The sequence below is a fragment of the Brasilonema angustatum genome, from assembly GCF_059505445.1.
This window is the reverse complement of the sequence record NZ_JCACKO010000048.1, coordinates 18,601-41,600: the sequence shown is the minus strand read 5'-3', so window position 1 is coordinate 41,600 and position 23,000 is coordinate 18,601. Positions and strand designations below refer to the sequence as shown.

The 23,000-nt window shown below is 41.7% G+C and carries 23 protein-coding genes; 16 read left to right on the top strand and 7 right to left on the bottom strand.

From position 1 onward, the window contains the following. Positions 1-416 precede the first annotated feature (416 nt). The gene (locus tag AC5JM2_RS11080; RefSeq protein ID WP_495834931.1) at positions 417-1,091 is read left to right on the top strand and encodes a response regulator transcription factor; all 675 of its coding nucleotides are present in this window, start codon (positions 417-419) and stop codon (positions 1,089-1,091) included. 76 nt (positions 1,092-1,167) lie between these two features. Beyond that, the gene (locus tag AC5JM2_RS11075) at positions 1,168-2,400 is read left to right on the top strand and encodes a sensor histidine kinase (protein WP_495834930.1); all 1,233 of its coding nucleotides are present in this window, start codon (positions 1,168-1,170) and stop codon (positions 2,398-2,400) included. A 20-nt stretch (positions 2,401-2,420) separates the two neighbouring features. On the opposite strand, the gene AC5JM2_RS11070 is transcribed toward AC5JM2_RS11075, so the two are convergent. Next, complete coding sequence (locus AC5JM2_RS11070; RefSeq protein WP_495834929.1) at positions 2,421-2,870, bottom strand: DUF2127 domain-containing protein; 450 nt, start codon at positions 2,868-2,870, stop codon at positions 2,421-2,423. Positions 2,871-3,388: 518 nt separating this feature from the next. Between AC5JM2_RS11070 and AC5JM2_RS11065 the strand changes: the two genes are divergently transcribed. The 5 genes from AC5JM2_RS11065 (at position 3,389) to AC5JM2_RS11045 (ending at position 8,149) form a co-directional block, all read left to right on the top strand. Beyond that, positions 3,389-3,883: a PepSY domain-containing protein gene (locus AC5JM2_RS11065; RefSeq protein ID WP_495834928.1), complete on the top strand. Its 495-nt coding sequence runs from the start codon at positions 3,389-3,391 to the stop codon at positions 3,881-3,883. Positions 3,884-4,283: 400 nt separating this feature from the next. After that, complete coding sequence (locus tag AC5JM2_RS11060; protein WP_495834936.1) at positions 4,284-5,255, top strand: sodium-dependent bicarbonate transport family permease; 972 nt, start codon at positions 4,284-4,286, stop codon at positions 5,253-5,255. 342 nt (positions 5,256-5,597) lie between these two features. Further along, positions 5,598-6,365, top strand: coding sequence for a COG4705 family protein (locus tag AC5JM2_RS11055; protein ID WP_495834927.1), 768 nt, complete (start codon positions 5,598-5,600; stop codon positions 6,363-6,365). A gap of 226 nt (positions 6,366-6,591) precedes the next feature. After that, on the top strand, positions 6,592-7,335 hold the full coding sequence (locus AC5JM2_RS11050) for a COG4705 family protein (protein ID WP_495834926.1): 744 nt from the start codon (positions 6,592-6,594) through the stop codon (positions 7,333-7,335). Between the two features lie 124 nt (positions 7,336-7,459). Beyond that, the gene (locus tag AC5JM2_RS11045; protein WP_495834925.1) at positions 7,460-8,149 is read left to right on the top strand and encodes a phosphatase PAP2 family protein; all 690 of its coding nucleotides are present in this window, start codon (positions 7,460-7,462) and stop codon (positions 8,147-8,149) included. 202 nt (positions 8,150-8,351) lie between these two features. Here AC5JM2_RS11045 and AC5JM2_RS11040 read toward each other — a convergent pair whose 3' ends face one another. Continuing rightward, entirely contained in the window at positions 8,352-10,376 is a 2,025-nt protein-coding gene (locus AC5JM2_RS11040) for a KAP family P-loop NTPase fold protein (RefSeq protein WP_495834924.1), read from the bottom strand. Between the two features lie 207 nt (positions 10,377-10,583). On the opposite strand from AC5JM2_RS11040, the gene AC5JM2_RS11035 reads away from it, so the two are divergent. The 3 genes from AC5JM2_RS11035 to menB all read left to right on the top strand — a co-directional run bounded on the left by AC5JM2_RS11035 (position 10,584) and on the right by menB (position 12,409). Beyond that, positions 10,584-10,790 carry a hypothetical protein gene (locus tag AC5JM2_RS11035; RefSeq protein WP_495834935.1) on the top strand — a complete coding sequence of 69 codons (207 nt, stop codon included), beginning with the start codon at positions 10,584-10,586 and terminating at the stop codon, positions 10,788-10,790. A gap of 9 nt (positions 10,791-10,799) precedes the next feature. After that, positions 10,800-11,489, top strand: coding sequence for a phosphatase PAP2 family protein (locus AC5JM2_RS11030; protein WP_495834923.1), 690 nt, complete (start codon positions 10,800-10,802; stop codon positions 11,487-11,489). A gap of 86 nt (positions 11,490-11,575) precedes the next feature. Next, the gene (menB, locus tag AC5JM2_RS11025) at positions 11,576-12,409 is read left to right on the top strand and encodes a 1,4-dihydroxy-2-naphthoyl-CoA synthase (RefSeq protein WP_495834922.1); all 834 of its coding nucleotides are present in this window, start codon (positions 11,576-11,578) and stop codon (positions 12,407-12,409) included. A 319-nt stretch (positions 12,410-12,728) separates the two neighbouring features. Here menB and AC5JM2_RS11020 read toward each other — a convergent pair whose 3' ends face one another. Then, positions 12,729-13,028, bottom strand: coding sequence for a hypothetical protein (locus tag AC5JM2_RS11020; RefSeq protein ID WP_495834921.1), 300 nt, complete (start codon positions 13,026-13,028; stop codon positions 12,729-12,731). Positions 13,029-13,853: 825 nt separating this feature from the next. Next, positions 13,854-14,411, bottom strand: coding sequence for a DciA family protein (locus AC5JM2_RS11015; RefSeq protein WP_495834934.1), 558 nt, complete (start codon positions 14,409-14,411; stop codon positions 13,854-13,856). Between the two features lie 211 nt (positions 14,412-14,622). Here AC5JM2_RS11015 and AC5JM2_RS11010 point away from each other — a divergent pair, with 211 nt between their 5' ends. Then, positions 14,623-15,831: a hypothetical protein gene (locus tag AC5JM2_RS11010; RefSeq protein ID WP_495834920.1), complete on the top strand. Its 1,209-nt coding sequence runs from the start codon at positions 14,623-14,625 to the stop codon at positions 15,829-15,831. A 47-nt stretch (positions 15,832-15,878) separates the two neighbouring features. Here AC5JM2_RS11010 and AC5JM2_RS11005 read toward each other — a convergent pair whose 3' ends face one another. Beyond that, complete coding sequence (locus AC5JM2_RS11005) at positions 15,879-16,076, bottom strand: hypothetical protein (protein WP_495834919.1); 198 nt, start codon at positions 16,074-16,076, stop codon at positions 15,879-15,881. A 167-nt stretch (positions 16,077-16,243) separates the two neighbouring features. Here AC5JM2_RS11005 and AC5JM2_RS11000 point away from each other — a divergent pair, with 167 nt between their 5' ends. From AC5JM2_RS11000 to AC5JM2_RS10990, 3 genes are all read left to right on the top strand, one after another. Then, on the top strand, positions 16,244-16,942 hold the full coding sequence (locus AC5JM2_RS11000; RefSeq protein WP_495834918.1) for a PspA/IM30 family protein: 699 nt from the start codon (positions 16,244-16,246) through the stop codon (positions 16,940-16,942). Positions 16,943-17,108: 166 nt separating this feature from the next. Then, positions 17,109-17,882, top strand: a complete 774-nt coding sequence (locus AC5JM2_RS10995) for a PspA/IM30 family protein (RefSeq protein WP_495834917.1) — start codon at positions 17,109-17,111, stop codon at positions 17,880-17,882. 237 nt (positions 17,883-18,119) lie between these two features. Continuing rightward, complete coding sequence (locus AC5JM2_RS10990; RefSeq protein WP_495834916.1) at positions 18,120-18,449, top strand: thioredoxin family protein; 330 nt, start codon at positions 18,120-18,122, stop codon at positions 18,447-18,449. A gap of 35 nt (positions 18,450-18,484) precedes the next feature. On the opposite strand, the gene AC5JM2_RS10985 is transcribed toward AC5JM2_RS10990, so the two are convergent. Beyond that, positions 18,485-18,820: a hypothetical protein gene (locus AC5JM2_RS10985; RefSeq protein ID WP_495834915.1), complete on the bottom strand. Its 336-nt coding sequence runs from the start codon at positions 18,818-18,820 to the stop codon at positions 18,485-18,487. 234 nt (positions 18,821-19,054) lie between these two features. On the opposite strand from AC5JM2_RS10985, the gene AC5JM2_RS10980 reads away from it, so the two are divergent. Further along, positions 19,055-20,257, top strand: coding sequence for an LL-diaminopimelate aminotransferase (locus AC5JM2_RS10980; protein ID WP_495834914.1), 1,203 nt, complete (start codon positions 19,055-19,057; stop codon positions 20,255-20,257). A 278-nt stretch (positions 20,258-20,535) separates the two neighbouring features. Further along, positions 20,536-21,555: a thiamine-phosphate kinase gene (thiL, locus tag AC5JM2_RS10975; RefSeq protein WP_495834913.1), complete on the top strand. Its 1,020-nt coding sequence runs from the start codon at positions 20,536-20,538 to the stop codon at positions 21,553-21,555. Positions 21,556-21,590: 35 nt separating this feature from the next. Here thiL and AC5JM2_RS10970 read toward each other — a convergent pair whose 3' ends face one another. After that, complete coding sequence (locus AC5JM2_RS10970) at positions 21,591-22,607, bottom strand: type I glyceraldehyde-3-phosphate dehydrogenase (protein WP_495834912.1); 1,017 nt, start codon at positions 22,605-22,607, stop codon at positions 21,591-21,593. Positions 22,608-23,000: the final 393 nt, after the last annotated feature.

Here is a 23,000-nt window from a genome sequence, read left to right as displayed (position 1 = left end):
CTAGTGGGAACGGCCACGCCTTACGGCTATCGGGGAAGACCTCCGGTCTCGCTGCGCTAACGCAGTCGCCTGGCTGTCGGGAAACCCTACCAAGAGCGCTGTCTCACCTGCTCCCTGCTTTATTCCAACAAGAATTATTTAGCTGAACAAGAACGACAACGCGCTGAAAAATTGGCAGCACAATTGCGAGTATCGGGGATAGAACCAGAAGCTTGATACTTGAGTAGAAGCCCTGTTTCTTTCACCAAACAGGGCTTGGTAGATCAAAACAGCTTAGGAATGAGAGAATCATCCCCTTGCCAAACTTCTTGCCAAACTTCAATACCTGGGAGTTGCTTAGTCGCTAGACATTGCACTTAATACATTGTATACTCACCCAGTTTTGTCAAGCCCTAACAAGTTAGAAATGGTTCATTATGAGAATTTTGATAGTTGAAGATGACGATCGCATTGCCAAACCATTAGCTGAGTATTTAAGACGCCAACACCATATTGTGGATATCACAACTGATGGGCTTGAGGGCTGGGAATGGTCTCAATCAGGGTTATACGAACTCATTTTATTAGATTTAATGCTCCCTAAATTAGATGGAATTACTTTGTGTCAGCGTTTACGTGCTGCTTCATCCAACGCTCTCATCTTAATGCTGACAGCAAGAGATACAACAGGCGATAAAATTATTGGACTTGATGCTGGAGCTGATGATTATTTAATCAAACCCTTTGACTTAAAAGAGTTAGCAGCACGCATCAGGGCTTTAGCTAGGAGAAGTCAAGAGATTCGCCCACCGATTTTAATCCACGGGGAAATGCAACTTAATCCTGCTACCCAACAAGTTACTTATGCAGGGAATACTCTATCATTAACTCCTAAAGAATACATGATATTAGAATGTTTTTTGAGAAATCCAAATAAAGTTTTGACTCGTTCGGCAATTCTTGATAAACTGTGGGAATTTGATAAGTCTTCTGGAGAACAAACCATCAAAACTCATATCACCAATTTACGGAATAAGCTCAGAGGGGCTGGAAGCTCAGAAGACTTTATTGAAAATATCTATGGCATTGGTTATCGTCTCGGTCACAAGTGAAATCATTGGTTAGTTTTTAGCATTTGTAGCAGCAAACCTCTCTGCTAGTAACTGATAATTTGATAATAATAAGAATGTGTTTCAAAAAATTCGTTATCGGTTGTTGTTGTCTAACTTAGTGGTGTTTGCATCGCTGCTGGCAATATTTGCTCTAGCAGTCCGGGTTGTTTTCACTCGCAGTCTGACTCAACAAACAACAGATAGACTCATAGTCATAGGACAAAGTGCGGCTGCAAATGCAGAGTTTGAAAAAGGTCACCTAACAGTAGAAAGTGACTTTCGTCCACAAGACTTAATAACTCGTCATCAGGCATTGCAGTGGTTTGATATTCAAGGAAATTTGATCGCCAAACAAGGAGAAACTGTCTTAACTTTACCCTTGTCGCCAAGCAAAATGGTGCAAATTCAGACTGATAAAGTTCCTATTCAAGCAGTGACTATACCAATTATTGGTAGCGATAATGGTCAACTAGTTGGGTATATCAGAGTAAGTCAATCCCTAGAAGAATTTGAGGAAACGCTCGAAAAATTGAACTGGGGATTAGGCGGTGGAATTATTATAACTTTGGTTCTGAGTGGAGTTGCGGGAATTTTACTAACTCGTCAAGCGATGCAGCCAATTGAGGAGAGTTTTCAAAGGCTCAAACAGTTTACTGCTGATGCTTCCCACGAACTACGCAGTCCGTTAATGGCAATTAAAATTAATGCTGATTTGGCACTGTTATATCCAGAAGAAATAGGAGCAAAAGAGGTAGAAAAGTTTCAGGCGATCGCCAGCGCTACTAACCAGATGACTCGCCTTACAGAAGACTTACTATTGTTAGCACGTACCGATAAAGTTCCGAATCAGAATTGGGAGACTCTCAATTTAATGTCTATTTTAGAGAACTTAGTACAGCTGTATAAACCTCAAGCTCAAGCCAAGCAAATTAACTTGATATCTCAGTTGAGCGAAAATCTTTACCTGATGGGTGATTCAGTTCAACTAACACGGCTATTTACTAATTTAATTGAAAACGCCCTTTATTACACACCATCATCCGGCGTAGTTGAAATCAAAACTAGTCGTGTCGCTTCCCAGCTTTATGTGAACGTGCAAGACACAGGTGTGGGAATTGCGCCAGAACATATCGACAAGGTTTTTGAGCGCTTTTGGCGAGCAGATCAGTCTCGTTCTTATTGGGGAGGTGGTTCTGGCTTGGGATTGGCGATCGCACAAGCCATAGCTCAAAATCATGGTGGATTGATTACTGTCACGAGTCAATTAGGAGTTGGTAGTTGTTTTACAGTACGCTTACCAGCTTCTTGATGATCAAGACTTGATAAACATTACCTTTTATGCTTATGAAAATGAACCAGCAAATACCAAAATATAGCTACATTTACTAGAAATACTATGAGCTTTAATATTGTTATTCCTTTAATTAACTCAAATATTTCTGGAGGTATGCTAATGCCAACTAGTCCCAGCACTAATAGTTTAGCCCAACGTTTTTCATACCACAAACCAACTGCTTCTATTCCCGTTATAATAGCATAGACTCCAAGAGTTATTCCGCTAAATCCTAGTTGAATCGGACTAACACTTAAAAATTTATTGATGAGCCATTCTATCATTGTTAGTTTTATTTCTAAAACACGAAAGTCAGAAAAGGCAGCTAAGTTTGGGTAATTTTTTAGTGCTAATAGCAAGGCGATAGAAGTAACAGCTAGGAGTGAAGCAACAAAAGTTTTATAAATGACAATTGCTACTAAACCAGGTGGACGCTTATTGTTCACGTAATCTCTTCAAATTGTTTCACATCTATTTCGTTCTGATTATCCAGATTCTACAAAATAGGAATTGTAAAAGTTGTCTTCAACAATCCCCATCTATAGGAATCCGGTTTGATGAGCGTGAATCACTCGTACAGACAGGGAACGCTTAGGGAAGAAGCAATAAAAGTGTACCTAGCTTCGTCAAAAATCAAATACGAGTCCTATAGCTTATTGATATCAATTGAGTCACAATAGTACCTAAAAACACTCCCATCAATAGAACCAGAGAAAAGTTTTTTTCAGAGCTGGAGTTCATAGTGATTGCACTATACACACCAAAGGTCAAGAAAAAGTCAAGATTTTATCTCAAGCGGAATTTACCCTTAATAGATGGACATAAAATAGCCGAAATATCTAATCGTCACTTGATTTCACTATTTGAGATTGAATTTCGTGAACTCAAGCTAATCTTGACTATTTCTGAACTTTGATTACGTATCGTGAAAAGACAAACCCAGAATGAAAGGTATTTTACAACTATGAAAAGTTCAACAATAATCATTTTGGCAACAGCTTTTTTTGGTACTTTGGGACTTGCTGGATTATCGCGAGTTGTGTCTGCAAAACAACTACAATCTCCAGTAGCAATTGTGCGTCAGCATCACAGCGTTATCCAAGTTGCGCAAGCTAGTGATGGCGATGGTGAAACCAACGACGATGCACAAGAACAGCAAGAAGCAACTAAATTACAACCTCTAGCTAAAATTACAGCACAACAAGCACAGCAAGCAGCTGAAACATCTGTAGGAGGTAAAGCTAGCAGCGTCAAACTCGAAAATGAAAATGGAAATTTAGTTTATGCTGTAGAAATTGCTCAGCAAGATATTAAAGTTGATGCTGGTAATGGTAAGGTTCTCTACACTGAAAATGCCAATCAAGAAGATGAGAAGAATGAAGCTACTCGCCCCAAGAGTAGCATTCAAGTTCAGAAAGGCAATGATGGGGATGGTGAAAGCAATAATGATGGTAAGTAGCGAATTCAAAAATCAAATAGGACTCCTATAGCTTTATTTTGGAGTTTAGACTAGTTCCCGGTGCGAAACTCAGAAGGCTGATTCTATCAAGCATAAAAACCAAGGTTTTGGTTCCTGGAAACATCTTAAATTCGTACCCTTATTTTTTGGAAATTTAGTTTTGCACCGGGAACTAGACTAATTTTGGCTTTCAAACCGCAAAACCCTTATCCAGACTGCCTTTCCCAATTTATCACCGCTTTCGGATTCCAAAATCTAAAATGCTTGCTATACAAGGGTTGTAGCCTAAGAAACAGAATTTAGTCTAAATTCCAGTTTATTTTGTAACACTGATTTACTTAAATTGCCTGATGCCTATTGTCATTCCCACTTCTCTTCAAAAAAATCAGGGTTAGTAGAAATGAATTCCAGCCTTATCTTATCGAACATATTGAATCCGCCAGTGCTCTTTTTCTTTGTAGGAATGCTGGCAATTTCTCTGAAATCCGATTTAGATATTCCCCAACCTTTACCAAAACTATTTTCTCTTTACTTGCTACTTGCAATTGGGTTTAAGGGAGGATATGAACTTAATGAGAGCGGAATTAATCCACAAGTAGCGTTGACATTGATAGCAGCTATCTTGATGGCTTGTGCGGTTCCTATCTACTCCTTTTTTATTTTAAAAACAAAACTTGATGCGTATAATGCTGGGGCTATTGCAGCAACTTATGGATCCATCAGTGCTGTCACCTTTATTACTGCACAGTCTTTTCTTAAAGTGCTTGATATTACCTCAGATGGATACATGGTAGCTGCTTTAGCACTGATGGAGTCTCCAGCAATTATTATAGGTATTGTATTAGTAAGAGCATTTGGTCAAAAGAAAGAAAAAGGTGAATTTTCTTGGAGTGAAGTTTTGCGAGAGGCTTTTCTAAATGGTTCTGTATTTCTCTTAGTTGCGAGCCTTATCGTTGGCATTTTAACAGGACATAAAGGATGGGAGAAGCTAGAACCATTTACTCAAAGCATCTTCTACGGAGTTCTAGCTTTTTTTCTACTAGATATGGGAATGGTAGCTGCTAGAAGAATACTAGATATAAGAAAAACAGGTTCTTTTCTAATTATCTTTTCTGTATTTATGCCTGTTGCCAATGCAATTTTGGGGATCCTCATTGCGAAACTCATTGGTATACCACAAGGTAATGCCCTTTTATTTGCTGTTCTTTGTGCTAGCGCTTCTTACATAGCAGTTCCTGCAGCAATGAGAATGACAATTCCTGAAGCTAATCCCAGCTTGTATATTTCTATGGCTTTAGCACTCACTTTTCCGTTCAACATTATTGTAGGAATTCCTCTATATATGAACATTATCAAAGCTATGGGAGTGTAGCACAGTCAAATTAGTCAAGAAGCAGGAAATGATTACCAATAGCAATCCGCGCAGGAGTTGTAAACTTACTGGTTAAGGGAAGGAAAGCTTAACGCTTAACTCAAGTGATGATTAGATATTTAAGCTATTTTATGTCTATCTATTAAGGGTAAATTCCGCTTGAGATAAAATCTTGACTTTTTCTTGACCTTTGGGGTGTATAGTGCAATCACTCTGCACCAAATAAAGTTATAAAAAAACTTTTCTCTGCTTCTATTGATGGGAGTGTTTTTAGGTACTCTTGTGACTCAATTGATATCAATAAGCTATAACTCATTACTTTAATAAAGGAGGAGGAATACAATGAAAAAGATGTTAAACAGGGTTCCAGAGATTACACTTGTTTTCTGGATTATAAAGATTCTCGCAACCACGGTAGGTGAAACGGCAGCAGATTATTTGTCAGTAACCCTGAACTTTGGTTTAAGTGCTACATCCTATATAATGAGCGGCATATTATTGATTGTGCTTTTGAATCAGTTTAGGCTGAAACGGTATATTCCATTGAGTTACTGGATTGTAGTTGTTTTGATGAGTATTACTGGCACACTGATCACTGATAGATTGGTGGACGAGCTTGGAGTTAGTTTGATGACAACTACTGTAATTTTTAGTGTTTCCTTGTTGGTAGTTTTTGCGCTCTGGTATTCAAACGAAAAGACATTAGCCATGCATTCCATAAATACAGCTAAAAGAGAACTTTTCTACTGGGTAGCTATTTTATTTACGTTTGCCTTGGGAACCGCAACAGGAGATCTTTTGGCAGAGGCTTTGAGAGTGGGTTATGCAGAATCAGCACTGATATTTGGCGCTTCAATTGCAATCATAGCGAGCAGTTATTATTACTTCCATATGAATGCAGTTTTAGCATTCTGGTTAGCTTACATCTTGACTCGTCCGCTTGGAGCATCTATAGGCGATTTATTATCCCAGCCAGCTTCAAAAGGTGGCTTTGGTTTAGGTACGGTTGGGACTAGTATGCTTTTTCTTTCTATAATAACGAGTTTGGTTATTTACTTAAGCCTGAAGCAGAAGAAATCAGTATCATTGCCGATCAACTCACAAGACTGATTGGCGATACTCCCTTGGCGTCTGCGCCCTGCGCGATCTGCCGCTATGCTGCAGCGAACCTATCGCCTGCTCAACATTGGGTATTTTTCTGTTTGTGATCTGGCGATTATGTATTTTTTTTCCTGACTTCTGACTCCTTGTACTAGCAACTTACGTTATTAGTGCCATTTAGCTCTTAGTTGTAAATACCAGACTTTGCTAATCTGATTTTTATTGTGAAAAAGAAATGAACAAAGTTGCAAAAGTCACAATTTTCTTCTGGATCATGAAGATCATTGCCACGACGCTTGGCGAGACGGCAGGTGACTTCATCTCAATGTCTCTTGGGCTGGGGTATTACATAGCCTTTGCCGTAACGTTCGCCATCCTAGCTATTTTCCTGTTTTTTCAAATTCAATCCGACAGATATCGTCCAGTCCTTTATTGGGCGGCTATCATTGCGACAACCACAGCCGGAACCGAAGTTTCAGACTTGATGGATCGATCTTTCGGATTGGGCTACGCAGTGGGATCGCTCATCTTGGTAGCCGGTCTCCTGAGCGTTCTTGCCATCTGGTACTATCGAGATCGGGATCTGAGCGTTTATCCGATCACGAGGAAAGACGCAGAGACCACCTATTGGCTGGCCATCGTGTTCTCCAACAGTTTGGGAACGGCTTTTGGTGACTTTCTGACAAGCAACTTGGGACTGAGCTATATCCAGGGCGCATTTGTGACGGCCAGCGTTATTGGTGTTGTGATCGCGCTTCACTACCTAACAAAGTTGAGTGATATTCCCCTATTCTGGCTCGCGTTCATCTTCACGCGACCCTTCGGAGCCACCTTCGGAGATTTTCTTACCAAACCAGTCAAAGATGGCGGTCTATCACTGCCAAGGGGCTATGCTTCGGCGATCGCCTTTATCCTGCTGGCAGTTGTCCTATTCTTTTCCGTGCGAAAGGAGAAAAAAGTGCGTCAGCCACTTGAGTGATGCGTTTAAGCAGATAGATGATTCACCCGATAATAGGAACACCTCTCATCCTCGGAATCGTAGGTTTGCTAAACCTTCCCCTTCTGATTTTTGGCTTTGCTGAAACGATGAATGACATTAAAGTATGCTCCGACAAATTTCTCATTTCTGGTTGCGTTATATACATCCTCGTTTGGCTCCCTTAATTGCCACAATTGGTATTGTTGGACTTATAAGTTGTCTACTTATCCTTTTTGTTTTAGCAAACTTAGCTGAAGAGGTTTTAGAGCGAGAAGCTTTTGCATTTGATACGACTTTTCTGTTATGGCTACATCAATTTGCTAATCCAACTCTAGATAATTTGATGCTGTTTCTTACAAATATCGGTAATCCTAGGACAGTGGTTACGGTTGCAGTAGTTACTGTCTTGTTACTTTGGTGGCGACATTACCGAGAAGAAGCAAAAGTTTTTGTACTTGCTTGCTTGGGAGCATTTATTTTAAATACAGAGCTGAAGTTATTTTTTTCTAAACCTCGTCCGGAACTTTGGCATCGGTTGATTTCTGAAAAATCTTTTAGTTTTCCTAGTGGTCATGCACTAGGTTCTATGGTTCTATATGGTTTTATCGCTTATTTGCTAGCAATTCACTATCCTAAGTTATCCAGAGTAATTTACTGTTTAGCAATTATTTTAATCGCAGCCATTGGCATCAGTCGCTTATATTTGGGAGTACATTGGCCTACAGATATTATTGCAGGTTATGGAGTCGGTTTCTTGTGGTTGATGACATGTATCACGATGTTAAAACTGCAAAGATTGAGGCAGTTGAAATGATGCTTTAGAAAGTTTCTCGTTCCTATGCTCTACTTGGAAATGCCCTCATGGAGGCTCCGCCTACAGTAAAATTAGGCAGAATTAGGAAATAAGAAATTGCGATAAGCCCTTTGGGCGGCTAAGAGCTGGAGCATCACCTTCTCCTTCAAACACGTTACGCCCCAGAATGCGTGTGTGCAGGACTTACGGCAGTGTTCCTTGCCTAATCGCTATCAGAAACTGAAGGACTAGCTTTTTCAGAAAATTCTGAGTTTTGTGCCTGTTTTCTTTTAGCAACAATTTTTTCCAGTTCTTTCAGATGTTGCCTGCTAATTAACCCATCATCTTGAAGATTAAATATATCTGAGGTGTACTCACTTTGTTGTTCATTTAAATTTTCTAATTCTTTTGTAATTATTGATAATGCTTTTCCTTGACTCATTGAGGTTTTTAACACTTCAAACCGTGCAGCTTGATCAAGACGACATAATAACCGTAAGATGATACGACGAATTCTAATTTCATTCCCAAAATCAAAAATTGTGGTATGAGAATCATCTTCCGAACGTAACAGTTCTTCTCCCACATCAAATAAAGCTTCCACAATTGAGGCAATGCTAGAGGTAGGAATTTCTTTTATTGCGCCATCTTCAAGTTTTTCTAAAAATGCCCTAACTTGAGTTGTACCATCAGGACGTATTTGCTCAGACAGTTCTATAAGTTTTTCTCCAAATGCCTTGGCATCATAGGCGCAAGCAAGAATGGCTTGGATCTGAGTCTTAGATAAATCAGCTTCTGGTAAAGTTAAACGGAAGTAGATAGGAAATATTTCTGGACAGCATACACGCTGTTGCTCTCGCCACTTTAATTTTTGTTCATTATTAGATCTCTTTCCCCAAACAGGTTCTAATTTAGGAAAAAGAATTCTGAGCAGAGTTTGAACAGGTTGCTTATCTTGCTCTCGCAACTGAGCCAGCCAAGAATTATGAAAATTTTTCAATTCATCTAAGGAATAATTGATTGGCTCTATAAAAGCATTTTTGTTTTTGCGAATTATGTTATGTACCATTGGATGAAAAACCCGTAGTGATTCTAAAGCAATAAAATCTACTGGGTTCACTTCGCCTTGCACTACCGGATATGTCATTGTTAAGGTGTCAGTTAGATGAACAATGTCGCGAAGGTTAGTAATGAAGTGGTCTATTCCTTGAAAGTAAACATTGCTCCAATAGGTTTGATCAAATAGTTGAGTCACTTCTGTGGCTGGATTTTCCACATCAGCTTCCTCCAAGTCAGGAACTTCTTGAGGTTCTGATTGTTCCAAGTCGGCGCTGAGATCTCTCTTTGCAGACGGCTGATTCGAGTTAGAGCGATGCTCCTGCAGGGAGCCGCCCTTTGGGCGATAGCTAGCCCCTAAGGGGGCGCTGCGCAAACGCTGCTGCGCGGAGCGCAGATCGCTATCCTTTGGTGTTGCAATCAGAACACTATTAAGTTTTTCAAAAAGTAGCCTGCGAAGTGAAGTTTTATCTGGAGAAGGTAACTCAAAAGGAACTTGAATAGTTTTCTCCAAATATGCTTCTGGTGATATCTCCTGAGTTTCGCAAAGTGCTTTGCTAACAACTTCTTTATCAAAAACCAGAAGATAGACAACGTTACGAAAATTCGGAATTGCTTTAAAAATGCGAAATAGCTGCTTAATATCTTCTATGGGAAGCCTATCAATATCATCAATTGCAACGACTATTCGCCGCTCCTGCTTCACCACTATATTTTCGAGTTCTTCTTTTAACTCGGAAGCTTCCTTTGATTGATCGTCAAATAATGTTGCTACTGCCATGCCAGCTTGAGCGTAAGGGAGGGGAACTTGAGAAACAACTTTAGCAACATCGGCTATTCGCTCTCTCAAGCCTTTGGGCATATATTTTACAGAGGTTAAAACGCTGTGTAATTGGTCAAAAAAGCGCATTGTAATGTCTTGGTTTCCAGTAAACAACCAAGCATTAAAATGAACGACGATTGGTTGCTCCTCATCAGGCTTGTGTTTAAGACAATGAACTACAAAGTTCAACAGTGTCGATTTGCCGGAACCCCACGAACCGTACACTGCAATCACAAACCCTTCAGTAACAGTCATTTTGCAAATACTATCTGCCAAATGCTTGGCGAAGGGCGCGTATCCTAGTCGGTCTTTTTCTGGTTCGATCAAGAAGTCATCTTGCTGATCGTTATGAGTTTCAGTTTGTGCCATAAGAAACTTTATTGACTTTTATTGTCATCGTGGCACATATCTTAGGTAAGGCTACGCCATCCTAAGATAGAATTCTGTGCTATAAGCTTTGCGTCAAGCGTATGCGCAAAGCGCACGCTGCGCGAACGGCTTATCGCTTAAAGGGCGGTTTCCGTACATATCATAGGTATGCGTATGCCTAACCAAGGATAAAATTTTTAAAGAGCTATAGTTTGGATTGCGTTTGTCTTAACCCGACCATTTGGTGCAACACTGGGGGATGTTCTTACAAAACCAGACGAAAAAGGTGGTTTCGGTTTTGGTACTATCGGCTCATCTATAGTCCTTATGTCAATACTTGGAGTCTGCTGTATTCTGTTCACAACTCTAAACCAGATAAGACTAAGTGTGGCCGGGGCTTCTAACGATGAATGACATTAAAGTATGCTCCGACAAATTTCTCATTTCTGGTTGCGTCATATACATCCTCGTTTGGCTCCCTTAATTGCCACAACAGGTATTGTTGGACTTATAAGTTGTCTACTTATCCTTTTTGTTTTAGCAAACTTAGCTGAAGAGGTTTTAGAGCGAGAAGCTTTTGCATTTGATACGACTTTTCTGTTATGGCTACATCAATTTGCTAATCCAACTCTAGATAATTTGATGCTGTTTCTTACAAATATCGGTAATCCTAGGACAGTGGTTACGGTTGCAGTAGTTACTGTCTTGTTACTTTGGTGGCGACATTACCGAGAAGAAGCAAAAGTTTTTGTACTTGCTTGCTTGGGAGCATTTATTTTAAATACAGAGCTGAAGTTATTTTTTTCTAAACCTCGTCCGGAACTTTGGCATCGGTTGATTTCTGAAAAATCTTTTAGTTTTCCTAGTGGTCATGCACTAGGTTCTATGGTTCTATATGGTTTTATCGCTTATTTGCTAGCAATTCACTATCCTAAGTTATCCAGAGTAATTTACTGTTTAGCAATTATTTTAATCGCAGCCATTGGCATCAGTCGCTTATATTTGGGAGTACATTGGCCTACAGATATTATTGCAGGTTATGGAGTCGGTTTCTTGTGGTTGATGACATGTATCACGATGTTAAAACTGCAAAGATTAAGGCAGTTGAAATGATGCTTTAGAAATTACATATCGTAGCGGAGTCCTCCCGACAGCTCCTGATAGAATCTTTAAGCTGATACAAGTGATTCTTTTTCCCCATGCAAACTAACTGGCAAATAGCTAAAACCTACGAAGACATTCTCTATCACAAAGCAGATGGCATTGCCAAAATTACCATCAACCGTCCTCACAAAAGAAATGCTTTTCGTCCTAAAACTGTTTTTGAACTGTACAACGCTTTCTGTGATGCCCGCGAAGATACTAGTATCGGCGTTGTCCTATTTACTGGTGCTGGCCCACACACCGATGGTAAGTACGCTTTCTGTTCAGGAGGTGATCAAAGTGTGCGAGGACACGCTGGCTATGTAGACGATGATGGTGTACCACGTTTGAACGTGCTGGACTTACAACGCCTGATTCGTTCCATGCCAAAAGTAGTTATTGCCCTTGTTGCTGGGTATGCCATTGGTGGAGGACACGTCCTGCACTTAATATGTGATCTAACTATTGCGGCTGATAACGCTATTTTTGGACAATCTGGTCCGAAAGTAGGTAGTTTCGATGGAGGTTTTGGTGCTAGTTATCTTGCCCGCGTTGTTGGACAAAAAAAGGCGCGAGAAATCTGGTTTCTCTGCCGACAGTACAATGCACAGCAAGCACTAGAAATGGGTTTAGTCAATTGCGTTGTTGGGATAGAACAACTTGAAGCTGAAGGTATCCAGTGGGCGCGAGAGATTTTAGAAAAAAGTCCCATCGCCATTCGTTGTCTCAAAGCAGCATTTAACGCTGACTGTGATGGACAAGCTGGTTTGCAAGAATTAGCAGGCAATGCCACCTTACTCTATTACATGACAGAAGAAGGACGAGAAGGAAAACAAGCTTTTCTAGAAAAGCGTCCACCTAACTTTCATCAATATCCCTGGCTCCCCTAAAAATACAAAAAGTCGCAAAAATCGCACCTTTGATAAAAGGCGCGATTTTTTAAGTGTTAAAGTCTTTTCAAGACCTATAGATGTTAAAAGCGAATTTTGTTTTTGAAATTTATCAAATTATCCAACTTTGTCCAAATTCTCGCTTTCAGTTTTTTACCCTATGTATGTCACTTCCACAAAGTAAACTCTGAAATATTCGCGCTTTATACGATCTAGGTCTTATTTGTCTTCTACAAAAACAGGTGTGAACCAATTCGCCCAAAACAGCACTAAAAGGGTACTTCTACAATTTGACTTTTTCTGTTTTGGCAAAAGAAAGCTATATTAGTACAGCCTCAGCTTTCGCCTTTTCAAAAGAGCAGGGAGCGGCCGTTTCCTCAACGGGATCAAGGGCTGGGTTGTTTAAACCTGAAGCCAAGACTAATGTTGCATCTGGCAAACTCCAAACATCTTCTAAATTTTCCCAAGAAGGAGTGAACGCTGGGAGCGCCAAAGAACAAGCCTTCCAATTTCCTCGAACTGGTGCTCCTAACTGTTGGCAGAATCCGCCGCGACGTCCCTCTATATCGTAATAACGACAATGTTTACAGGCAGAAGTCAATGATTTTATCTGTTTCATATTTAATGCCTTTAGTGCCGTTTTCGGGCTACTTTTGTTCCTTTATTTTGCATCAACACATAGAATGTGGCTTTTGGCTACAACCCTTGCGTTAACTAGGTTATAGCGATCCCAACGAAAAGATTAACTTTATAATCTTTTTAGATTTGTGTTATCTTTTTCAACTTTTTTGTTAACAAAGTGATACATTAATTGCGATGGATTAAGCATACTCGGTTTTAGCTGAAAATGATTGGGGATCAAAGCTACTTATGAATATAACGATGTGAGCCACCTTTGAACTTCAGCCTTTGGGGACACTTTTTCAGATGCAATTAACTGTATCTTTAGGAAGAACTGACATGATTGAGTCGTCACTAAGATGAAATCTCAAAAATGATATATTATTTCTTTAGGAAGATGAAGTGATTGAAAAAAATATATAGCAGTCCTAAATGATTTGTGAATATTGAGTTAAGACTGTTGAGTGTTGATTGTCAACACTCAACACTCAACCGCCCAAACGAACTGTTCACAACTCAAATGGATTGCTATAGTGGTTTGGAGCAATTCATCACATGATCACAAAACTATTTTGAGAGATATATCAGAAAAATCTCACTGCACAATGCTAAGCCATTAGTCCTGATATGAGTAGGATTAACGAAAGTAGAAAAAGAATCGAGAAACAACTTAGGATCAGTCCCACAGACGGCGCACCACCCGCTACGAATGAAAGAAACACTCTTTCGCTGTTAAGCGTTAAGCGTTAAGCGTCAAGCGTGTTTCTTGAAAGAATTCCAACAGTTCTGAATTCACCGATTAGTGACTTTTTTGTTTAAATGCTCAGGAGGACTTTGAAGATTGTTTAGCAGCACACACAGAACAGACACCCCACCGCTGAAGTTCGCCCGGTGGAGTGGGACAATGGCAGAGTGGACAAAGGGGTAAATCGTGCGATCGCCCTTGCACTGTTCTAGCCCAATTTTGGAAAGCAGCATTGGGATCCTTAGCTTTAGGCGTCATATCATCGTTTCTACTCATCGCATCACCCACGTAACTGGGATGTTCTTGAGGCGAGATTGTTTGTTCTTCCTTGGGAGTGTTTTGAGGACGCTGCCATCGAGCTGTAGAAAAATGAATATCCTTCAAACCTATTGAGAGTTTTTGATTCAACTTTAAAATTAAGCGCTGGCGCTCAAAAGTTAGGTTCTGTGCCCAAGCTGCACTCGAAGTTGCCACCCGCAAAACATCGCGATCGAGCGACAACGGTTTAGTGTGAGTAGCTACTACACCTCCTACAATTTCAGCCCAACACGTGAGCAAACGTTGAAATGGCTGCTCTTGCCATTCAGCTTGAACTGCCAAAACCTCTAAAATATCATTAATTGATTTCAACGAAATTTACCTAACCTTCGCAAAAACTACAGCACAGCTGTGAAATATATTTATAGCAATCCTAAATGATTAGTGAAATTTTTCATGAAGAACACTCGACAACCCCAACACTTGTTTCACAACTAAAATCGGACTGCTATATGATATTTATCGCGCTTGATTGGCAAAAATATATTTTTCAATGAATCCCACACTCCAGGTTTGAGGCAGATAGGCAATGAGTCAAAATCCCCTAATAGATACGTCGTCGGGTGCTCAATCTTCTAAAACAACAGGGTTGAAACCACCACTAGCAGCAGCACTGGCGAGTTTGGAAGTCCAACTAGATCAAGAGTTAGCTCGATACCGACGTACACGAATTGGATACAGAATCCCAAGCCAATCCCGTGCAAGCCTTTCCCCCAGCAGTAAACTTCAACCGTTCACTTCTATGAGTGCGACAGGGGGCAATACAAAATTATCAGCAGAGGATAATCTCAAAGAGAGTTTCCGGAAATATGGGTTGACAATAGGAAAAACACATACCCCAAATACTTTCCTTCAGGAGGAATCTATTCTTCCTGAAACGAAAATTAACCCACCCAAACCTCCAGTACAAACTCAAGATCAGGTGAGTGCATCAGATACAATATTCGATGCTTTGTTACTACCAGAAACCTCCCAGCCGCAGACGTCAGCTTCGTCAAAGACACAACATCTACAATCGAATGTAGATTCAATTCCAAGCAACTCTGCCGAAGCACAAATCTCAAGAGCGTCAAATGCCCTTGTCGTACATACACAAATCCAGGAACCAAGTCAGAGTCAGAGGGAAAATGTTTCAAACTCACAACAAAATACAAGCAAAGAACCAAATGACTACTTGGAATCGTCTGAAGCGCTACTGAGAAGTTTAGTAGAAGATGAACCAAAGACTCAAGCACCAAAGAATTCTAAGAACAGTCTGCTATCTCCCTTGGGCATTGGCTCGATGTTACTACTATTCTTAGGAAGTTTGACGCTGGGCTACATCGTCTTCAATTTCCAGAGCTTGCCACAAATTACTTTTAATCGATTATTTCCGCAAAAAACGCCTAAAACGGCCCAAAAGACGCCAGAAAGTAACAAAAATGTGAAAAATGTAGCTCAACCAACTTTCACACCCATACCTAACCTTGGACAGAACTCTACGCCCAACTCAAAAGCAACAACTTCCCAAAAGCCGGATACAGAAATCAAACCGTCAGCAGATGGATTTTATCATGTGATTATTGACAACCAAGGCGATCGCGCTTTTGCATCTGCACGGCAAGTTGTTCGCGATGCTTACTTATCACCCGACGGTAAAATTATTTATCTAGGTGCCCTCAAGAAAAAAGAGGAAGCACAATCACTCCTCAAAGAATTACAAGCACAAGGCATTAATGCCAAGATTCAGCAGCCTTAAGATAGTTGACGCAGCCCTAAAAGGGGATATGGAATAAGAGTTATCACTCAACAGTGAACAGTGAGTAAGCGTGCTTGATGAGGGTTTCCCGACAGAGGCATCTGGTGAGACAGCGCGAATGACGGCTCTCCCGACCTAGGCGACTGCGCTCTTCGCAGCGGAACCGGAGGTTCTCCCCGATAGCCGTAAGGCGTGGCGTTAGCCATAGGGCGAACCCGATAGCCGTAAGGCGTGGCGTTAGCCATAGGGTGAACAGTTATCAGTTACAAAAAAAGGTGTGAGCAAGGTAATTCATTCGTAAAGACTATAGTAAATCGTTTCCTTTGTGGAGATTAACTGATACTGTGCTTGCTTGATAACTGACGAGTGTTAACCCTTACACCCCTATTGAAAAATGAATCGAGGGTAGAACATGGGACTAATTGACCGTATCATGCGGGTGATTCGCGCTAATTTCAATAGTTTAACTGTGCGTGCAGAAGATCCAGAAAAAATTCTGGAACAAACTGTCCAACAGATGCAGGAGAATTTAATGCAATTGCGACAAGGGATAGCCCAAGCGATCGCCACCCAAAAGCGCACAGAACGACAAATGGCTAATGCCCAGTCTATAGCAGAAGAATGGTATCGCCGTGCTCAACTAGCACTGCAACAAGGTAACGAATCTTTAGCACGGGAAGCTCTTACCAAACGGCGAGCATATCAACAAACGGGTGAAGCTCTTGCCACTCAGATAGACGAACAAAGTACTGTTGTGGCTAGAATCAAAAAAGATATGCGCACCTTAGAGCTAAAAATTGCCGAAGCAAAAACAAAAAAAGATATGTACATTGCTCGCGCCCGTTCTGCTGAAGCGTCATACAAACTTCAAGAAATGTTGGGCACAAGTTCTAGCTTAGATGGCATCAAAGCTTTTGAGCGTATGGAAGAAAAAGTTTTGCAGCTAGAAGCTCAAACAGAAGCTATTTCCACAACGAGTACAGATGCTTTGGATCAGCAATTTACTTCTTTGGAACAGGCTGGTGATGTTGATGCAGAACTAGCAGCACTGCAAAAGCAGCTTTCTACTGAATCACAAAAAAGACAACAGCTACCTAAAACTCCAGACTGATGAAGATTGGGCAATGATCTAACTTGCAGCTTATCTTAAAAAATAAGAACACTTTCGTCAGCGCCAATCCAAACCGGAACGATTACATTGAAATAAGTAGCTATGAAATAGTAAAAAACCTAACTACCCAACTAGGCGCGTAAATCACAAGAGGAAAAACAAAGTTATGGGATTATTTGATCGCATGAAACGAGTCGTCAGTGCCAACCTGAACGACCTAGTCAGTAAAGCCGAAGATCCAGAAAAAATGCTGGAACAAGCCGTCTTAGAAATGCAGGAAGACTTGGTACAGCTAAAACAGGGCGTCGCTCAGGCAATAGCAGCCCAAAAACGGACTGAGAAACAGTACAATGATGCTCAGAACGAAATCAATAAGTGGCAGCGCAACGCTCAACTAGCACTGCAAAAAGGTGAAGAAAACTTAGCAAGGCAAGCACTGGAGCGTAAAAAAACTTTTACTGACACATCAAATGCACTCAAAGCCAGTCTAGATCAGCAAACTGTTCAGGTTGAGACTCTCAAGCGCAACTTAATCCAACTGGAAAGCAAAATTTCTGAGGCAAAGACCAAGAAAGAAATGCTCAGAGCACGGATTACGGCTGCAAAAGCTCAAGAGCAACTTCAAGGCATGGTGCGTGGTATGAATACCAGCAGTGCTATGGCTGCTTTTGAACGCATGGAAGAAAAAGTTTTGACACAAGAAGCCCGTGCTCAGTCAGCAGCTGAGTTGGCAGGTGCAGATCTAGAAAACCAATTCGCATCTTTGGAAGCTAGCGATGTTGATGATGAATTGGCAGCTTTGAAATCGCAAATGTCTTTACCCGGAGGTTCACCAAATCAACCCCAACTACCGGAACAAACCACTCCTCCAAAATCAAATAAAAATGAAGTGGTTGATGCTGAGTTGGATTCGCTACGCAAGCAATTGGATCAAATGTAATTTTTACACTGACAAGCGCTTTGTGTTGGGTTCATCACAAGCGGATTTATACTACTTTCAAGAGAAACCTTGATATTCTTTTGTGTTTTTGACAAAGAGTTTATCAAGGTTTTTGATACATTGCCTCAAGACCGCAAGGTTGGCAACGGATAAATAACAGAGTATGTAAATGTCCTCAGATTGAGATAGAGTAGTCTGTGGGCAAGTTATGATTAATGGGTATTGCTGGAGAGTGCAATGAGCAGCAGTGTTGTAACCATAACTGATGCTGAGTTTGAAACGGAAGTGTTGAAAGCCAATAAGCCTGTATTAATTTATTTTTGGGCTTCCTGGTGTGGACCTTGTCAATTGATGTCGCCACTGGTAAACTCCGCAGCTACCACCTACAGCGATCGCCTGAAAGTGGTAAAAATGGAAGTTGATCCTAACCCAGTTGCAGTCAAGCAGTACCAGGTCGAAGGTGTACCAGCTTTCAGACTTCTTCAAGGAGACAAACTTTTGGCATCCACTGAGGGAGTCATCAGCAAAGACAAATTACTCAGCCTCTTAGATTCTCATCTCAATTAGTCATTTGTCGTTAGTCCTGAGTCCTTAGTCCCTTGCTATTGACCAAGGACTAAAGACAATTGACTTAGCTGGAACCAAAAGAAGCCCCACACTTCCACTTCGTGGTAAGTGTTGGGATGAATTTTGGGGCGATAAGGAGTCCCACCCGACGCATTTTGTCCCTTTTTCGTGTTAGACCCCCGCCTTGAGCAATATTTGATTTTAATCAGATCAGTGATGGGGTGGACGACGAATAGGCGATTTTTGCGTTTTTTGGTAGAATTGTCTTGGTTAACTTCACCCTTATCGGTGTCTGATAAGCCTCTGTCCAGTGGCACTGCGATCATTGGTAAGCGACTCCGTTGCACAGCAAACGAAGTAAGTAGGCACATCTTGATTAATACAAATCACCTCCGGGTTTGTCCGATAGTGCGAAAAGCTGTGCATCTCATCCAGGGCAGTAAAATTTGTAGCGTACAAGGTAAGATTTGGATAGTCTGCGGTAGGGCATTTCGTGGACTCAAAACAAAGCTCAACGCCTCCGAAGCAATAGCTGGATTGGTTGAGATGCCTACACTGTACTGCTTGCAGTCAGTGCAGGAGTATGTCACGACAAAGGACGAAAAATGCAGTTTGCTAAACGTATACAACCCCTGCAATCAAATGTATTTGCTGATATGGACAAAGCCAAAACAAAAGCTTTGGCTTATGGACAAGAGTTAATAGATTTGTCGCTGGGGTCTTCGGACCTATCCGCTGAGGCGCACGTCATCGAGGCGATCGCCCAATCTTTACACAACCCAAGTACCCACGGCTACTTACTATTTCACGGCACTCAAGTTTTTCGCCAAGCAGTCGCAAGCTGGTATATTGAAAGATTTGGTATTCCCGTCAATCCAGAAACAGAGGTACTGCCCCTCATTGGCTCCCAAGAAGGTACAGCACATTTGCCTTTAGCTGTCCTCAATCCAGGAGATTTTGCTCTATTGCTTGATCCGGGTTACCCCTCCCACGCGGGAGGAGTACACTTGGCAAATGGTCAAATTTACCCAATGCCAATACGGGCAGAAAACGGGTTTCTACCTGTGTTTACAGATATTCCTACACCTGTATTAGCACAGTCGCGGATGATGGTCTTAAGCTACCCTCATAATCCAACTGCGGCGATCGCACCGCTATCCTTCTTTAAAGAAGCAGTTAGTTTTTGTCAGGAACACAATATTGTCCTAGTCCACGATTTCCCCTACGTAGATTTGGTCTTTGAGGAAAGTAACGACTCAGAACTAGGAACCGAGAATTGGGGCAAATCCCTTGCTCCCTCAATTCTACAAGCGGATCCAGACAAAAGCGTCTCAATTGAGTTTTTCACCCTTTCCAAGTCATACAACATGGGCGGCTTCCGTATTGGCTACGCCATCGGTAATGCCCAGTTAATTAATGCTTTACGCCAGATAAAAGCAGCAGTTGATTTTAATCAGTATCGGGGAATTTTGAACGGTGCTGTTGCTGCCCTGACTGGTCCACAGACTGGGGTCAAAACCTCTGTTAACACCTTGCGCCAACGCCGAGATACCTTTGTCAGCGCTTTACACCGTATTGGTTGGTATGTCCCCACGCCCAAGGCAACAATGTATATCTGGGCAAAGTTACCAGAACGGTGGAGTCAAGATTCTATCGGCTTTTGTACTCAGCTTGTAGAAAAAACAGGCATAGCTGCCTCACCAGGTGCAGGCTTTGGTAAATCTGGAGAAGGATATGTCCGCTTTGCCTTAGTGCATGATACACCAGTATTGGAAACTGCTGTTGAGAGAATTGCAAAGTTTTTATAAGAAAAATTATCACGAGTCGTTTCTGTGCATTTCCTACAAAAGTAAATTTTTTGAATATAAGACCACAAATACACACCAGATAAATTCTCTAATCTATCTGCATGCATCAGTGGATTGAAATAGCTAGGACTTACGCAAAAATAACGTAGTTGCAGCCGTTGCGACGTAAGGAAGCAATTTCACACTCAAGTTCATTAGTAACTCGTGCGTAAGTCCTAATAGCTTTAAACAGGATTTTTGCAAAGCATCAAAAAATAGTCCAAAGCAGAAAAGTAACTGTGAACAATGAATTATCCTCTTTGCGAGTTCAAGATATTGGAGAGCAAGGTCTTTTAGAAAGATTGCAGCGCTTTTGTCCTCCAGAAATTATCGGAGATGATGCGGCTGTGCTTTCTACTGAACCAGGACAATCTTTGGTAGTCACAACTGATGTGTTGGTTGATGGTGTCCATTTCAGTGAACTGACTACTTCTGGTGAAGATGCTGGTTGGCGTGCCGTTGCTGCTAACTTATCAGATATAGCAGCAATGGGTGCAACTCCCTTAGGAATTACTGTCGGACTAGGACTCCCTGGCGAGGTTACTGTCAGTTGGGTGGAACAATTGTACCAGGGAATGACCCAATGCCTGCAAAAGTACAATACGTCAATTGTTGGTGGTGATATTGTGCGATCGCCCACAACTACGATAGCCATTTCCGCTTTTGGTCAAGTTGACCCCTCAGGTGTTATTCGCCGTAACCAAGCTAAAGTGGGAGATGCCATAGTTGTCACAGGTGTTCACGGGGCTAGTGCTGCTGGCTTACAATTGCTGCTGCATCCTGATTTTGGGGAAAATCTGAGTCAGAGCGATCGCACAATATTAATTCAGGCACACCAAAGACCCAAACCCCGATTAGATGTCTTACCAATTCTATGGGAAATTCTAGACTCTCATACCCCTTTTGTCGCTGGTATGGACAGTAGCGACGGCTTGGCAGATGCTGTGGTGCAAATTTGCCGCGCCAGTGGTGTTGGTGCTGTTATTGAACGCACTCAAATTCCTTTACCAACACAGTTCGATCATTGGCTGACACAAGAACAAGCCCTAGAATATGCCTTATACGGTGGCGAAGACTTTGAGCTTGTGCTGTGCTTGCCAAAAGAGCAAGCATATACTTTTGTGCAACAGCTTGGTGAGGGCGCGGCTATTGTGGGAAAAATCACAGATGGATCAACAGTCATTTTGCATGACCAAACAAAAGAATACCCCGACCAAGTTCTCAATCTTGATCGAGGGTTTCAACATTTTCATCGTTAGCTGCTAGTTATTTGTCTTATGCAAATGACAAATGACTAGTTAGTCCATTTTTCGGCTACTAACTCTGCCAAGTCAGTGACTCGCTGGCTGTAACCCCACTCGTTGTCATACCAAGCCATGACTTTCACTAAGTCGCCGCCCATAACAAAAGTCAAGTTAGCATCAATAATCGAAGAAGCATCAGTACCTCGATAATCAGATGATACCAGGGGGAGATCGCTGTAATCCAAAATGCCTTTGAGTTGACCTTCGGAAGCGTCTTTGAGGGCTTGGTTGACTTCTTCGGCAATAGTAGGCCTTTCAACCTGAATCACAAAGTCCACCATGGAAACGTTAGGGGTGGGTACGCGCAACGCCACGCCATTCAGCTTACCTTTGAGGTCTGGTAGAACCAGCGCTACAGCTTTCGCCGCACCTGTGGAGGTAGGCACAATGTTGACGGCTGCAGCACGTGCCCGCCTGACATCACGGTGAGAGGCGTCTAGTAAGCGTTGGTCACCAGTGTAGCTGTGAGTGGTGGTCATAGTACCTTTGATGATGCCGAATTTCTCGTGCAACACCTTCGCGATGGGAGCCAAGCAGTTAGTGGTACAGCTAGCGTTACTGATAATGTTGTGCTTTTGGTGGTCGTAATCGTGATGATTCACGCCAATCACAAAAGTCCCATCTTCGTTTTTCCCTGGGGCGGTGATGAGAACTTTCTTTGCACCACCATTAAGATGTTTTGTCGCCCCTTCTCTGGAAGTGAAAACCCCTGTTGCTTCGATAACTAGATCAATTTCCCACTCTTTCCAGGGCAAGTTTTCTGGGTTGCGGTCGGAGACACACTTAATAGTCTTACCGTTAACGGTAATTGAGTTATCATCGGCAGAAATGTCAACACCATTTAACTTCCCTAGCATCGAGTCATACTTCAGCAGATGAGCATTGGTTCTAGGGTCGGATGTGTCATTGATAGCGACAAGTTCGAGATTGCTATTTTCTCTCCCTACCCAGCAACGTGCAAAGTTACGCCCGATGCGCCCGAAACCGTTAATTGCAACTCTAATCACAGCGTCTTGCCCTCTGTCTACTTATACTTAACAAAAGCTACTCATGACCCCGATCATACCGCAAAGGGGGAGTATTTATAACTATAAAGCTTTACATTATAAAAAAAATAAATATTTTCTTCCTACCTGTTTGTATACAGGTTGTGGTTGTCAATATAAGCCCTAACTCCTTGGTGGAACTAAATAGGGAATTGATTGGCAATCATGGCAAAGTTTATGAATAAGACTTCACTAAAATTTCACTATAATGTCATGCAAAAAGTACCAATGTATGCTAAAATATTCGTCTACTCCATTGAGTTGTACTTACCCCTTCGGGGGAAGACCTCCGGTCTCGCTGCGCTAACGCCAGTCGCAGCCTACGGCTCGCTTCGCTAACATGGGGAGCCAGTG

Excerpts from the sequence above, each read along its gene's own strand:
- AC5JM2_RS11080 (WP_495834931.1), top strand. The coding sequence starts at position 417 with ATGAGAATTTTGATAGTTGAAGATGACGATCGCATTGCCAAACCATTA.
- AC5JM2_RS11065 (WP_495834928.1), top strand. The coding sequence starts at position 3,389 with ATGAAAAGTTCAACAATAATCATTTTGGCAACAGCTTTTTTTGGTACT.
- AC5JM2_RS11060 (WP_495834936.1), top strand. The coding sequence starts at position 4,284 with ATGAATTCCAGCCTTATCTTATCGAACATATTGAATCCGCCAGTGCTC.
- AC5JM2_RS11055 (WP_495834927.1), top strand. The coding sequence starts at position 5,598 with ATGAAAAAGATGTTAAACAGGGTTCCAGAGATTACACTTGTTTTCTGG.
- AC5JM2_RS11050 (WP_495834926.1), top strand. The coding sequence starts at position 6,592 with ATGAACAAAGTTGCAAAAGTCACAATTTTCTTCTGGATCATGAAGATC.
- AC5JM2_RS11045 (WP_495834925.1), top strand. The coding sequence starts at position 7,460 with ATGCTCCGACAAATTTCTCATTTCTGGTTGCGTTATATACATCCTCGT.
- AC5JM2_RS11040 (WP_495834924.1), bottom strand. The coding sequence starts at position 10,376 with ATGGCACAAACTGAAACTCATAACGATCAGCAAGATGACTTCTTGATC.
- AC5JM2_RS11030 (WP_495834923.1), top strand. The coding sequence starts at position 10,800 with ATGCTCCGACAAATTTCTCATTTCTGGTTGCGTCATATACATCCTCGT.
- menB (WP_495834922.1), top strand. The coding sequence starts at position 11,576 with ATGCAAACTAACTGGCAAATAGCTAAAACCTACGAAGACATTCTCTAT.
- AC5JM2_RS11020 (WP_495834921.1), bottom strand. The coding sequence starts at position 13,028 with ATGAAACAGATAAAATCATTGACTTCTGCCTGTAAACATTGTCGTTAT.
- AC5JM2_RS11010 (WP_495834920.1), top strand. The coding sequence starts at position 14,623 with ATGAGTCAAAATCCCCTAATAGATACGTCGTCGGGTGCTCAATCTTCT.
- AC5JM2_RS11005 (WP_495834919.1), bottom strand. The coding sequence starts at position 16,076 with ATGGCTAACGCCACGCCTTACGGCTATCGGGTTCGCCCTATGGCTAAC.
- AC5JM2_RS11000 (WP_495834918.1), top strand. The coding sequence starts at position 16,244 with ATGGGACTAATTGACCGTATCATGCGGGTGATTCGCGCTAATTTCAAT.
- AC5JM2_RS10995 (WP_495834917.1), top strand. The coding sequence starts at position 17,109 with ATGGGATTATTTGATCGCATGAAACGAGTCGTCAGTGCCAACCTGAAC.
- AC5JM2_RS10990 (WP_495834916.1), top strand. The coding sequence starts at position 18,120 with ATGAGCAGCAGTGTTGTAACCATAACTGATGCTGAGTTTGAAACGGAA.
- AC5JM2_RS10985 (WP_495834915.1), bottom strand. The coding sequence starts at position 18,820 with ATGTGCCTACTTACTTCGTTTGCTGTGCAACGGAGTCGCTTACCAATG.
- AC5JM2_RS10980 (WP_495834914.1), top strand. The coding sequence starts at position 19,055 with ATGCAGTTTGCTAAACGTATACAACCCCTGCAATCAAATGTATTTGCT.